Raw genomic sequence first — 12,933 nt, forward strand, 5'->3', positions numbered from 1 at the left:
GCCCGCGCAGGACAGCGCAGAATTTACTTCACTCTTTGATTGGATACCGATCCGGCTCTTCAAACACGTCGATCACACGGGTCCCGGCCTTGATCTGCCCGCCGTGTTCCACCCCGGCCGGAATCGAATAGCTGTCACCGGGACGATAGGTTTTGGTAACTCCTCCGATAGTCAGCTCGACCTCACCTTCGATGACCGTTCCCCATTGGGCCCCATGTGAATGCAATGGAAGCTCCATATCCTGAAGAAACGTAAAAAACGCTGCGAGGCCGGCGTCAGATCTTATGACCGCCGTCTGCACGACATCTTCGGGGAAAGGCACATCCAACTTTGGAAACGCAGTAATAAAGTCCGGAAATCGCATCCATTCATCCTTTTTCGAAAACGCGCGTCAAAAGGGCAGCATGTCAGCGCGTTGGGTAGCTGGCAATCTGTATTTCTACTGAACAAAGCGCTTCACGTGCAGTGACGCATGAAGGCTTTAGCAACGTGCCGAAACCGCGCTGGCTCTTGCCTTCCTTCCAATTCCACGCCATGCGCAGCCCATGACATATGACACGATCATCCTCGGTGCCGGTGCAGCCGGTATGATGTGCGCGATCCATTGCGGTGGGCGCGTTTTGGTGATCGATCATGCCAAAGCGGCCGGAGAGAAAATTCGCATCTCAGGTGGCGGGCGTTGCAATTTCACCAACATGTACGCCGGGCCGGGCAATTTCCTGTCGCAAAACCCGCATTTCTGCAAGTCGGCCTTGGCGCGATATACGCAGTGGGATTTCGTTGACCTGGTCGGGCGCCACGGCATCGCGTGGCATGAAAAAACCCTTGGCCAATTGTTCTGCGTCGGGCCCTCGAAACAGATCATTCAGATGCTGTTGACCGAGATGGAGCGCGCCGGGGCCCATCTGTGGGTGCGTACCGAGTTGAAAGATTTGCGCAAGACCGAGGCCGGTTTCGCGCTGGAGGTCGACCGCGAAGGGCAGCGCCTCAGCCTGACTTGCACCAATCTGGTTCTGGCAACGGGCGGTAAGTCGATCCCCAAGATGGGCGCAACCGGCTTGGCCCATGATATCGCCCGCCAGTTCGGTCTGCGGATCACCGACACACGCGCAGCATTGGTGCCGTTCACCTTCTCGGACGGGAAATTCAAGGACCTTTCCGGCGTGTCCCTGCCCGCACGCCTGTCAAACGAGCGCACCAGCTTTGACGAGGCGCTGCTGTTCACCCATCGCGGCCTCAGCGGGCCATCGGTGCTGCAATTGTCTTCTTATTGGCGCGAGGGTGAGGCGATCCGGGTCAACCTGATACCCGATCTTCCCCTTTTCGACCTGCTGCGCGATCAGCGGCAGAGCGGGGGCCGCAAGGCCCTGACCACCGAACTTGCCCGCCACTTGCCAACACGGCTGGTGGAGTACCTAAGCCAGCATATTCCGATGCAGGGCAACCTGGCCGACCAATCCGACGCGGCACTGACCGATTTGATTACGGCCCTGTCCAATTGGCCACTGACCCCTTCTGGCACCGAAGGTTATCGCACCGCCGAGGTCACCCTGGGCGGGATCGATACTGATGATCTGTCGTCAAAAACGATGGAGGCCAGGGATGTCCCCGGCCTCTATGCGATTGGCGAAGCGGTGGATGTCACCGGTTGGCTGGGCGGCTACAATTTCCAATGGGCGTGGTCCTCGGGCCACGCTGCTGGAGTTGCAATCGCAACCCGTTAGCCGACGACGTTATAGCCACGTCCGCGCATACAGTTGCGCACGATGACTTCTTTATTCTGGTTCTTGTTGATCACGTCCGCACCGGCACCGACCAGAGCGCCAGCGACCGCTGCACGACCCAGATTGTCGCTGCTGTCCTGAACGATCCCGGTAACCGCAGCCGCACCTGCCGCGCCGATTGCGGCGTTCCCGGCGGTGGAGCCATCAACGCTGGCTTGCGATGCAGCCAGCTGTTGGCATTGCTGCAGATCCACGTTGTAGTTCGGGCCAATCGGGCCATCGACAATCGGCTGATAATTGGCACCAACATTCGTGCAGGCACCAGCTACCAAAACGGCGGGTAGGATCAGAGAAAACTTACGGTATGGCATAGTCATTACCTCGTGTTGAATTTGCCCGGAGCCAAACGTAATTGTCACGGCGCGTCAAGCTGATAGCACTGTAGCTTGGCCCAACTGGCGGTCTATTGCAAATGACTATCCCGCCAACCGCTGCCGAACCTGTTCAGCGAAGTCCTCTCCCCGCTGTTCAAAATTGTCATACTGATCGAAACTTGCCGCTGCAGGGGCCAGCAGCACCGTCTCTCCCGGTTGCGCATCTGACATAGCCTGCGCCACGGCTTCCGCCATTGTGGTGCAGACCTGCGCCTCGGCTTCAAGTTGAAGCGCGAAATTGGCAGCTTCGCGCCCGATCACATAAGCCTTGAGCACCTGATCCGCAGCGCCGTTCAACGCTGAAAGACCACCCTCTTTTTCCAGCCCCCCACAAATCCACCGGATCTTTTTAAACGCGCTCAACGCCTTCAGCGCGCTGTCTACATTGGTGGCCTTGGAATCGTTCACATAGGTCACGCCGTCCACTTCGGCGATAATCTGGCTGCGATGCGGCAAGCCGGGATAGCTGTGCAGCGCATCCTCAATCACCCGTGGCGCCAGCCCTAACGCGCGGCAGGCAGCATAGGCGGCACAAGCGTTCTGATGGTTATGAACGCCGGGCAGGCCCTTGATCTGACGCAGGTCGATTGACCCAGCCTGCCGCCCCTTGCGGTACTCCGACAAGAACCCCTTGCGTGCAAAGACCTGCCACCCCGGCCCGGTCAGTTTGCGCGCCACCGAGACCCGGATGACCCGGTCGTCAGTCGGCCCTTCGGACAGCTGGCCCGCCAGAAACGCGCCTTCGTTTTCATCCACACCGATCACTGCGCGATCCGGTCCGCCCTCGGCAAATAACCGGCGTTTGGCTGCGAAATAGCCCCCCATCCCGCCATGCCGATCCAGATGATCAGGTGAGAGGTTGGTGAACACCGCCACATCCGGCGTCAACGCGCGGGCCAGATCGGTCTGATAGCTGGACAACTCCAACACAACCACCGACCCGTCTCCACCCGGATCAATGTCCAGTACTCCGCGGCCGATGTTTCCGGCCAGCTGTGCCTCACGCCCGGCTTCGGTCAGGACGTGATGAATCAATGCTGCAGTGGTTGATTTCCCGTTCGACCCAGTCACCGCAATAACGCGAGGCGGAGTGTCATAGTTGTTCCATTCCGACCCGGCAAAGGATCGGAAGAACAGCCCAATATCGTTGTCCACCGGCACTCCGGCGTCCAGCGCAGCAGCCACTATCGGGTTCGGTTCGGGATAGAGATGCGGAATTCCCGGCGACACGATCAGCGACGCGATGTCGTCAAACGCCCCGTGGCGGTGCAAATCGGCGCAAGTGAAACCTTCTGCCTCGGCTGTTTCGCGAGCGGCGGGATTGTCATCCCAACAGACAGGCTCAGCCTTACCTGCCCGCAATGCACGGGCCGTGGCCAGACCCGATCGGCCAAGCCCCAGAACCGCAACCTTTTGCCCTGAAAACCCTTTGACCGGGATCATGCCGCCCACCTTCTTCTGACGTCCAATTGGCCGTCACACTGCGCAGAAGAAAACTCTATTGGCAAGGGCAACAAAAGGCTCGCGCGTCAGCGCGAGCCGGGCTCAACAGGTGGCAGGTGGACCGCAGGTCCGCCGAACCTGGCGGGAGCGTTACCGGACTTTCAAAGTCGCCAGACCAATCATCGCCAGGATCAGCGAGATGATCCAGAACCGGATCACAATGGTCGGCTCGGCCCACCCCTTTTTCTCATAGTGGTGATGGATTGGTGCCATCAGAAACACGCGGCGACCGGTGCGTTTGAAGTACAGAACTTGAATAATCACACTCAGCGCTTCCACAACGAAAAGCCCACCGACAACGGCCAGTACCAGTTCGTGTTTGGTGGCCACCGCAATTGCACCTAGCGCGCCGCCCAAAGCCAGCGAACCGGTATCGCCCATGAACACAGCCGCGGGTGGCGCGTTGTACCACAGAAACCCAAGCCCCGCGCCAAACAGTGCCGAGGTAAAGATGAAAATCTCCCCCGTACCCGGCACATAATGCACGTCCAGATATTCGGTAAAGTCGACCCGACCGACCGCATAGGCAATGATGCCAAGTGTCGAGGCCGCAATCATCGCTGGCATAATCGCCAGCCCGTCCAGCCCATCGGTCAGGTTCACGGCGTTGGCCGCGCCCACGATCACAACAATTGCGAACGGAATATAGAAAATACCCAGATTGACCAGCGTGTCCTTGAAAACCGGCACCGCCAATTGGTTCTGCAGCGCCTCTGGGTGATGCAATGTCGCCCAAAGCGAAGCCAGAACCGCAATAATCACCCCCAGCGCCATCCTTGTCTTTCCGGACACACCCTTAGTGTTCTGCTTGGACACCTTGGCATAGTCATCTGCAAAACCGATTGCCGCATAAGCCAGCGTCACAAACAACACCATCCAGACATAAGGATTGTCCCACCGCGCCCAGACCAGCGTTGAGGTCACCAGCGCACCAACGATCAGCAACCCGCCCATGGTTGGCGTACCAGCCTTGGAAAAATGCCCCTCAGGACCGTCGTCTCGGATCGGCTGACCTTTACCCTGTTTCCTGCGCAATACGTTGATCAGCGGCTTGCCGAAGATAAAGCCAAAGATCAACGCGGTCAGAAAGGCTCCGCCCGCACGGAAGGTGATATAGCGGAAGAGGTTAAAGAAATCCCCCCCATCCGACAGGGCGGTCAACCAATAGAGCATGTCAAAACCTTTCTCATGCGGAGGTCATGGGTCAAGCGCGCTCCCTTGCCCCATTTTCCGCAAACCGTCAACAATCTGAGCCAGCGCCATGCTCAGCGACCCTTTGGCCAGAACCGTATCGCCTGCCCGGATCAAATCCGGCAGATGCGCGGCCATTTCGGTGCTTGTTTCACTCCACAACCCGCGCTTGCCCTCGGGCAGCGCTGCATGCAGAGCCTTCATCAGCGGACCGATACAGTGAACCTGATCGACCTGCGCCATTGCCGTGACATCCGCCATACCGGCATGCATGGCGATTTCCTGCGTGCCCAACTCTTTCATATCACCCAAAAAAGCGACCCGGCGTTTGCCCTCCGCCGCAGCCAGCACATCCAACGCGGCCTCCATCGAGGTCGGATTGGCGTTATAACTGTCATCCAACAGCTCAATCTGCCCGCCCGCCGCCAGCGGCAGCACCTCGCGCACGCCCCGCCCTTTGACCGGAGACCATTGGCGCAGACCTGCGATGGCTTCATCAAGATCAACACCCATTTCAACACAGGCCGCCAATGCACCCAGCGCATTCATGGCAAAATGCGTTCCTGCCGATTGCACGTCATAGGTGATGGTGGCATCCCCAACCACAGCTTCCGCACGCACCGAGTCGCCTCCTTGCGAGACATCAGTCAAAGCGTAATCTGCAGCCTTACGGCCAAAATCAACGATACCGGCCCTGTAGTCCTGCGCGATCTGACGCAAAATTTCTGCGTGTTCGATATCTGCATTCACGATGGCCGCTCCACCGGGCTCGAGCCCTTCAAAGATCGCGGCTTTTTCCTGAGCGATACCCGCAACCGAATCGAACGCCTCAAGATGGACCGCCGCAACTGTCGTCACCAACGCCACATGCGGGCGTGCCTGACGCGCCAACGGGGCAATCTCTCCGGGGTGGTTCATGCCGATCTCGATCACGGCGAATTTAATGTCGCGCGGCATCCGGGCCAGCGTCAGAGGAACGCCCCAATGGTTGTTATAGCTGGCCACGCTGGCGTGGGTTTTTCCCTGCTTTTCCAATATGGTCGCCAGCATTTCCTTGGTCGAGGTCTTTCCGACGCTTCCGGTAACACCCACCACGCGCGCGTCGGTTCGGGCGCGGCCTGCTTGCCCCAATGCCTCTAGCCCGGTCTGAACATCATCGACTATCAACAGCGGGGCGTCTTTCGAAACACCTTCGGGAATGCGCGACACCAATGCCGCGCCTGCGCCTTTTTCCAACGCCTGCGCCACAAAATCATGCCCGTCACGCTCGGCTTTAAGAGCAACGAACAAGTCGCCCGGCTCAATGGTCCTGGTGTCGATTGACACGCCATTTACCGCCCAATCGGTCGTGGCGCGCCCTCCGGTGGCCTCGGCCGCCTCGGTTGCTGTCCAAAGCGTCATGCCACCCTCCCGTCCAGCGCGGCCACACTGATACTGGCCTGTTCCACATCATCAAACGGCAACACCTGATCACCCACGATTTGCCCAGTCTCATGGCCTTTTCCGGCGATCAACAGCGCGTCACCGGGTTGCAGAGCGTCAATGCCGCGCAGGATGGCTTCGGCCCTATCGCCCACTTCGGTGGCCTCCGGCGCGCCCAGCAGAACAGCGGCGCGGATCGTGGCCGGGTCCTCGCTGCGTGGGTTGTCGTCGGTGACAAAGACAAGATCCGCATGATCGGCGGCTGCCTTACCCATCAGCGGGCGCTTGGTGGCATCCCGATCCCCACCCGCGCCGACAATGGCTATCAGGCGACCCATGACATGCGGCCGCATCGCCTTGAGCGCCGTTGCCACCGCGTCCGGCGTATGGGCGTAATCGACAAATACCGCCGCGCCGTTGTCACGGGTCGCAGCCAGCTGCATTCGGCCCCGAACGGTTGTCAGGTGCGGCAAGATTTCGAACACACGCTCGGGCTCTTCTCCGGCGGCGATGACCAGCCCGCAGGCAAGCAGGATATTCTCGGCCTGAAACCCTCCAATCAGGTTCAGACGGGTTTGCAACACCTTGCCCTGCCAGGAAAACCGCAAGTCTTGCCCGGTTGCGTCAAAACGCTGACCGATTAGGCACAAATCGGCATCGCCCAGCCCGACGGTCAATACACTTTGACCCCGCACTTCGGCTATTTTGCGAACCTCGACACCTTTGGGGTCGCTCATGTTGATTACCACGGTGCCGTCCTGTGGCAACACACGATCGAACAATCCCGCCTTGGCGGCGAAGTAGGCCTCGAAGGTTTCGTGATAGTCCAGGTGATCCTGCGTGAAATTCGAAAAGCCCGCAGCGGCCAGATGCACGCCATCCAGACGACGTTGTTCGAGCCCGTGCGAAGACGCCTCCATCGCAGCATGGGTCACGCCGTTTTCCGCAGCTTCGGCCAAACAGCGGTGCAAGGTAATCGGCTCGGGCGTGGTATGCGCCAGCGGTGCGGTCCACGCACCCTCAACCCCTGTTGTTCCAAGATTGACGGCGGCCAGTCCAAGCTCCATCCAAATCTGGCGCACAAAGGTGGCCACGGACGTTTTTCCGTTTGTCCCGGTGACAGCCACGATGTGCTGCGGCTGGGCCCCAAACCAAAGCGCGGCACATCCGGCCAGCGCTTGACGGGGGTCTTCAACCACGATCAAAGCAGCGTCCGATGCGGCCAGTTCCTCCGCCGCTATTTCAGCGCCTTCGGCATCCGTCAGGATCGCAGCGGCCCCCATACGCAGGGCGAATTGTATGAACTCTCCACCATGTACGCGGGTGCCGGGAAGCGCAGCGAACAGATAGCCATCCTTCACCTCACGGCTGTCAACGGCCAGTCCGGTAATGTCGGGATTCGCCCCGCCCCGCGCAGTCAGGGCCAATTGGCTAAGTGTTTTCGTCCTTGTGCCCATGACCCACCTCTGCTGGACAGCCTAATTTGAGGTCAGGGTTATAGCAGCGCGCGCCTCAGGCTCAAGCCGGGGACGCAACCCAAGTAGCGGGGCAATCCGTCCGATCAGCTCGGCAGCCACGGGAACTGCCGTCCAACCCGCCGTCCGCCGCTTTTCGCCGTAGGCCACGATGGACGGTTCATCCAGAGTGACGATCAACACATATTTCGGATCATAGGCCGGGAAGATCGTCGCGAACGTCGCGATTACCTTTTCATCATAATACCCACCACGCGGCTTGGGCTTATCCGCCGTGCCGGTCTTACCCGCCACGTCATAGCCTGCAACATCGCCAAAGCTGGCAGTGCCATCTGTCACCACACGGCGCAGCATGTTCTGCGCCTGTTTCGCGGCGCTTTCGGACATGACTCGCGGCCCGTATTGAGCACCATTTTTGCGCAGAATGGTCGGGCTGACATAATGCCCGCCATTGGCTATCGCTGCATATCCGGCTGCGAGATGCATAGGGCTGGTCGATAGGCCATGACCGTAAGAAATGGTCACCGTACTCAGCTCGCCCCATTTCTTGGGCTTGAGAGGTTCACCGCCTGCGGCCTCGACAATTTCAAAGGGGGTGGGTTCGAACATGCCCAGCGCCTCAAGGAAATCCTGCTGACGGCGCGACCCGATCTGCAAGGCCAATCGGCCCGTGCCACGGTTCGAGCTGTGGACGATCACATCCGCAACGCTGATCTTACCATAGTTCTTGCCGTTGAACTCACCAATCGGGAACCGCCCGATCCGCATCGGACCAGAGGTGTCGATGATTGTCTCAGAATTCACTAACCCCAACTGAACAGCCTGCGCGGCAGTAAAGATTTTGAATACCGAGCCCAGCTCATAAACGCCCTGCACATAGCGATTGAACAATGGGCTGTCCGACGGATCAAATCCCGAGGTTGGCGGGCGCGGACGGTCGTTCGGATCGAAGGACGGCAGCGACGCGGCCGAGATGACCTCGCCCGTGTGTGCGTTCATCAGCACCGCCGAGGCCCCTTTGGCGTTCATGATCTTCATGCCGCCATACAAAACCTGCTCAACCGCTGCTTGAATGGTCAGGTCCAGCGAAAGTTGCAGCGGCTTGTTGCCGTTGGCCGGGTCACGCAGATAATTGTCGAATTGCTTCTCGACCCCCGCCACGCCGATAACTTCGGCTGCGCTGACGCCTTCGCGGCCAAAGCCCGAACCACCCAGAATATGCGCGGCCAGACGCCCGTTCGGATATAACCGCATCTCGCGCGGGCCAAATAAGATGCCGGGATCGCCGATATCATGCACCGCCTGTTTCTGTTCCGGTGAGATACGTTTCTTGATCCACAGGAACTTGCGGTTACCGGTGAAATCCTTGACCAGACGCTCTTTTTCCAAATCAGGGAAGATCGCCACCAGCTGGTCCGCAGCGGCGACTGGGTCGATCATTGCAGGCGGCTGGGCATAGACAGAATAGGTGTCCAGATTGGTTGCCAGAATGCGCCCCTCGCGATCCACGATATTGGCGCGCTGCATCGCAATCGCAGCACCGGGGGCGCTTGCCAGCGGCTCTTGTGCCTCGGACGTCGCAAGCATGCCCATTCGGACCCCGACCACCGAGAAAGCGCAGAAGAAGAATAGGCCCAGCACCAGCAAACGCCCTTCGGCGCGGGCGCGGGCGCGATCTTTCATGTCTTCGTGACGCTGACGGATGTTTTCCCGCTCGATCGCCTTTGGGTTTTCCCCGCGGGCGCGAGCGTCAAGAACACGGGCCAGGGGGCGCAGAGGGGTACGGGTCATGGGATCTGCACCTCGCCCAGCGCCTGAGTACTGGTGATCGCCTGCAACTCGACCGGGTCGACGATAGGCAGGTCCGGGTCCTCGGCGTAAGAAATCTGATCAGCGCGTCCGAATTGTTCGGCGCGCAGCGGCAACAGGCCCAGACGTTCAAAGTTCAGGTCGGCCAATTCGCGCAGCCGGTCGGGACGGTTCAGGTAAGCCCATTCGGCGTTCAAAACGGCCAGCCGCACCTGCGCCATGCCAATCTCGCGCTGTAGCTTCTGTGTTTCCTTCACCACTTGCTGGGTGCGGTAATTCTCTTGATACGCCCAAAGCGCCAGTCCGAACACGGCCAGAGCAGTCAACACATACAAAACACTCTTCATTTTGCCCTTCCCCCCAGTTGCGGCATCCCAATGGCGCGGGCATCAATTTCCCCAGCCGGAGCCTCAGTCCGTACCGCCACACGCAGCTTGGCCGAGCGCGCACGCGGATTTTCCTGCAATTCCTGTTCATCCGGACCCACAGCTTTGCGGGTCTTGAGCGTGAACTGCGGCAGTTCTTGTTCCATTTCAGGTGCATAGCGATTGGCACGCCCGGTCTTGCCTGCGCGGGACTGAAAGAACTTTTTGACCATCCGATCCTCGATGGAATGGAAAGTCACAACAGCCAGTTGCCCGCCTGGCTTCAACGCGCGTTCGGCAGCCATAAGCCCCTGAAACAGCTCTTCATATTCCGCGTTCACCGCAATCCGCAGCCCCTGAAAGCTGCGCGTTGCCGGGTGCGACTGCCCCGGTTTGGGGCGCGGCAAGCAAGATTCGATGATCTGAACCAGACGCAGGGTCGTCGTAATCGGCTCATCCGCCCGCGCTTTCACAATCGCCTTGGCGATCCGTCGGCTGGCGCGTTCTTCACCATAGTGGAACAGAACATCGGCCAGTTGGGCCTCGGTCGCCGTGTTCACCAGATCGGCGGCGCTCTCTCCCTCCTGGCTCATTCGCATGTCCAGCGGGCCGTCCTTCATGAGGGAAAAGCCACGCTCGGCCTGATCCAACTGCATGGACGAGACGCCGAGGTCCAGCACCACGCCATCCAGATCTTGCGCGTATTCATCCATGCGGGAAAACACCCCGGGCTGCATAACCAACCGGTCGCCATAGCCACCCGCCCAGTCTGCCGCCATCTCAAAGGCCAACGGATCACGGTCCACGCCAATGACTTTGTCAGCCCCGGCCTCCAGTAGGCCACGTGTATAACCACCCGCCCCAAACGTCCCATCCAGCCAAGCACCGGACACCGGCGCCACAGCGGCCAGTAATGGGCGCAGCAGAACAGGGATATGAGGTTTGTCGGAAGGGGTGTCAGCGCCGGCCATGCCGTCACGCGTCCCCGACGCCATCTAGGAACTCCAGAGGATCGAAATCCTCGGGCTGTTCGTCCAGCCAATCTTCGGCGGCCGCCAGCTCTTCAGACTCATATGTCTCAGGCTTCCAGATCTGGAACGTATCACCCGCGGCAATAAAGAACGCCTCGTTTTCAAGCCCGATCTTGGTGCGCAACTTGGCCGGCAGCACAAGGCGACCCGTCTCATCCACAGTGGTCGGGAAAGACTGACCGTGGAACATGCGCTGCAGCATCTTCCGTTGCATCGAACCACGCGGAAGCGCGTCAATCTTGTGATCGACCTCGTCAATCGCCTGCATGGTATAGCATTCAAGGAATTTGCGGCGGTGATCTCCATAGACGATCACCAGTTCGGGGGTATCACCGGGCTGCCAGTTCGGGTCCGAAGCCTCAAGCACACGGCGAAACGAGGCCGGGATCGACACCCTGCCCTTCGTATCCACCTTGTGGTGGCTTTCACCTCTAAACCTGCGCGCCAAGACGACTGTCCCTTTCGCTTGCGCCCCACCCAAAATTCACGTTCCCCCCGGATGAAAAACGGCGGGTTGATCTGCTGCCACTGATCAACCCGCCGCATTGACCCGCTTTGCGGGATGTCCAGCTGCGCGCGCCACCTGGGGGGATGTCTGCTCGCCCGCGCGCCGGATCTCTTGATTGATGAAAGCGAGATGCCTGTATGAAACCTGTTTTTATTGGTTCGGGGTCGTTTGGCGCCCCATGTGCCTCGTCCTCATCGGATAAACAAGGGATGCCATGGGAATTCATGGAAATCAATAGGAAACTTCAAGGTACTCAAGCAAGAATCGCAATATAGACACATGGCAATCAATTGAAAACCACCCGCGCTACACCATAATTAGAATTCATATCGAGGTAAAATACCATATATAGCTAAAAATTTACACTGAACATCATGTCCCATGAATTCCCAAAAATTTTCCAGATTCTTGAAAATTCAATCACCCAGAGGTCAATCTCACAGCCTCCACCGTACGAATCACCTTCCATTTGCGGCCCCCTATGCAAATCGCGAAGGCATTCCCAGGCGTCGCCCATGATTTCCCATGCACACCGGAACACACTTTTAGTGAGGCAAGAGGCGCACCTTAATTAAAAGATGCTCAACTTAGAAACATCGCGCTTAAAGAAGCGCCAATTTTTACTAACCAGTAAAATTCGGAAGATTGCCACCGTGGGCAAGGCACTCATAAAACTCCTGTTTTTAAGGCCCAAATGACAACAGCTAACCAACACGTTGATATCTATGCACTTGCTGCATAGCAGCATTGACGAGTTCACCTATTGTGCATGTGCAGCATTTCCTTATCTTCATCCTCAAGCAAACGCCGAGACACAGCGGCAAAGAAAAAACATATCGGGTAACACAGATGGCTGTAGCAACACATCAGACCGCGCTCAAAGGCGCACCGGCAACCGGCCTGGCATCACTGATTGAGGCTGCAAAAACCAGGTTCGTTCGGTACCGGGTCTACCGCCGGACCGTGAATGAACTGTCCGAACTGTCGAACCGAGAGCTGGCCGATCTGGGCCTGCACCGTTCGATGATCCGCCGCGTGGCAATGCAGGCGGCCGAAGAATACGTCGCGCACTAAGCGCGCACTGACATAACCGAGATCAGGTCCTTCCTCCTCCCTTTAGGATCTGTATTTCAGCGGCGATATCTCTCCTCCTCCCTGATATCGCCGCACCTTATACCGGCCCTGAACGCCGGACACTGACACACCGGGTACTTCTCCTCCCTTTCCCGGTGTTGAAAGCGCGCGGCGACGTCTTCCTCCTCCCTGACGTCGCCGCGACTTACACATACCGGGATCAAACCCGGGTTCAGATACATCAGGGCTCTTCTCCTCCCTGCCTTGATGTTGAAAGCGCGCGGCGACACCTCTCCTCCTCCCTGGTGTCGCCGCGACTTACACATACCGGGATCAAACCCGGGTTCGGACACATCGGGGCTCTTCTCCTCCCTGCCCTGATGTTGAAATGAACGGC

The 12,933-nt window shown here is 58.8% G+C and carries 12 protein-coding genes; 2 read left to right on the plus strand and 10 right to left on the minus strand.

Going from position 1 to position 12,933, the window contains the following annotated elements; genetic code table 11:
- Positions 1-28 precede the first annotated feature (28 nt).
- Positions 29-364 (minus strand): cupin domain-containing protein, encoded by a 336-nt coding sequence (locus tag ACR0M2_RS03730; RefSeq protein ID WP_170374536.1) that lies wholly within the window; start codon positions 362-364, stop codon positions 29-31.
- Between the two features lie 181 nt (positions 365-545).
- On the opposite strand from ACR0M2_RS03730, the gene ACR0M2_RS03735 reads away from it, so the two are divergent.
- Entirely contained in the window at positions 546-1,724 is a 1,179-nt protein-coding gene (locus tag ACR0M2_RS03735; RefSeq protein ID WP_480704067.1) for a BaiN/RdsA family NAD(P)/FAD-dependent oxidoreductase, read from the plus strand.
- Here ACR0M2_RS03735 and ACR0M2_RS03740 read toward each other — a convergent pair.
- The 9 genes from ACR0M2_RS03740 to mraZ all read right to left on the minus strand — a co-directional run bounded on the left by ACR0M2_RS03740 (position 1,721) and on the right by mraZ (position 11,402).
- Positions 1,721-2,095 carry a glycine zipper family protein gene (locus tag ACR0M2_RS03740; protein ID WP_254428516.1) on the minus strand — a complete coding sequence of 125 codons (375 nt, stop codon included), beginning with the start codon at positions 2,093-2,095 and terminating at the stop codon, positions 1,721-1,723. The genes ACR0M2_RS03735 and ACR0M2_RS03740 overlap by 4 nt on opposite strands.
- Before the next feature lie 105 nt (positions 2,096-2,200).
- Positions 2,201-3,601 (minus strand): UDP-N-acetylmuramoyl-L-alanine--D-glutamate ligase, encoded by a 1,401-nt coding sequence (gene murD, locus ACR0M2_RS03745; RefSeq protein WP_170348034.1) that lies wholly within the window; start codon positions 3,599-3,601, stop codon positions 2,201-2,203.
- A 150-nt stretch (positions 3,602-3,751) separates the two neighbouring features.
- A complete protein-coding gene (gene mraY / locus ACR0M2_RS03750; RefSeq protein WP_170360278.1) occupies positions 3,752-4,834 on the minus strand; it encodes a phospho-N-acetylmuramoyl-pentapeptide-transferase in 1,083 nt (360 codons plus the stop codon).
- Positions 4,835-4,858: 24 nt separating this feature from the next.
- Positions 4,859-6,253 (minus strand): UDP-N-acetylmuramoyl-tripeptide--D-alanyl-D-alanine ligase, encoded by a 1,395-nt coding sequence (locus ACR0M2_RS03755; protein ID WP_480704068.1) that lies wholly within the window; start codon positions 6,251-6,253, stop codon positions 4,859-4,861.
- Positions 6,250-7,731, minus strand: a complete 1,482-nt coding sequence (locus tag ACR0M2_RS03760; RefSeq protein WP_480704069.1) for a UDP-N-acetylmuramoyl-L-alanyl-D-glutamate--2,6-diaminopimelate ligase — start codon at positions 7,729-7,731, stop codon at positions 6,250-6,252. Before ACR0M2_RS03760 ends, ACR0M2_RS03755 begins: the two co-directional genes overlap by 4 nt.
- Before the next feature lie 21 nt (positions 7,732-7,752).
- Positions 7,753-9,540, minus strand: coding sequence for a peptidoglycan D,D-transpeptidase FtsI family protein (locus ACR0M2_RS03765; RefSeq protein WP_480704070.1), 1,788 nt, complete (start codon positions 9,538-9,540; stop codon positions 7,753-7,755).
- Positions 9,537-9,905: a cell division protein FtsL gene (gene ftsL / locus ACR0M2_RS03770; RefSeq protein WP_170348029.1), complete on the minus strand. Its 369-nt coding sequence runs from the start codon at positions 9,903-9,905 to the stop codon at positions 9,537-9,539. Before ftsL ends, ACR0M2_RS03765 begins: the two co-directional genes overlap by 4 nt.
- Positions 9,902-10,894 (minus strand): 16S rRNA (cytosine(1402)-N(4))-methyltransferase RsmH, encoded by a 993-nt coding sequence (gene rsmH / locus ACR0M2_RS03775; protein WP_480704215.1) that lies wholly within the window; start codon positions 10,892-10,894, stop codon positions 9,902-9,904. The genes ftsL and rsmH overlap by 4 nt, the downstream gene beginning before the upstream one ends.
- Positions 10,895-10,898: 4 nt before the next feature.
- Positions 10,899-11,402: a division/cell wall cluster transcriptional repressor MraZ gene (gene mraZ / locus ACR0M2_RS03780; RefSeq protein ID WP_170348028.1), complete on the minus strand. Its 504-nt coding sequence runs from the start codon at positions 11,400-11,402 to the stop codon at positions 10,899-10,901.
- A 909-nt stretch (positions 11,403-12,311) separates the two neighbouring features.
- Here mraZ and ACR0M2_RS03785 point away from each other — a divergent pair.
- Positions 12,312-12,536: a DUF1127 domain-containing protein gene (locus ACR0M2_RS03785; protein ID WP_170374516.1), complete on the plus strand. Its 225-nt coding sequence runs from the start codon at positions 12,312-12,314 to the stop codon at positions 12,534-12,536.
- Positions 12,537-12,933: the final 397 nt, after the last annotated feature.

The sequence above is a fragment of the Ruegeria sp. BE10 genome, assembly GCF_056538905.1.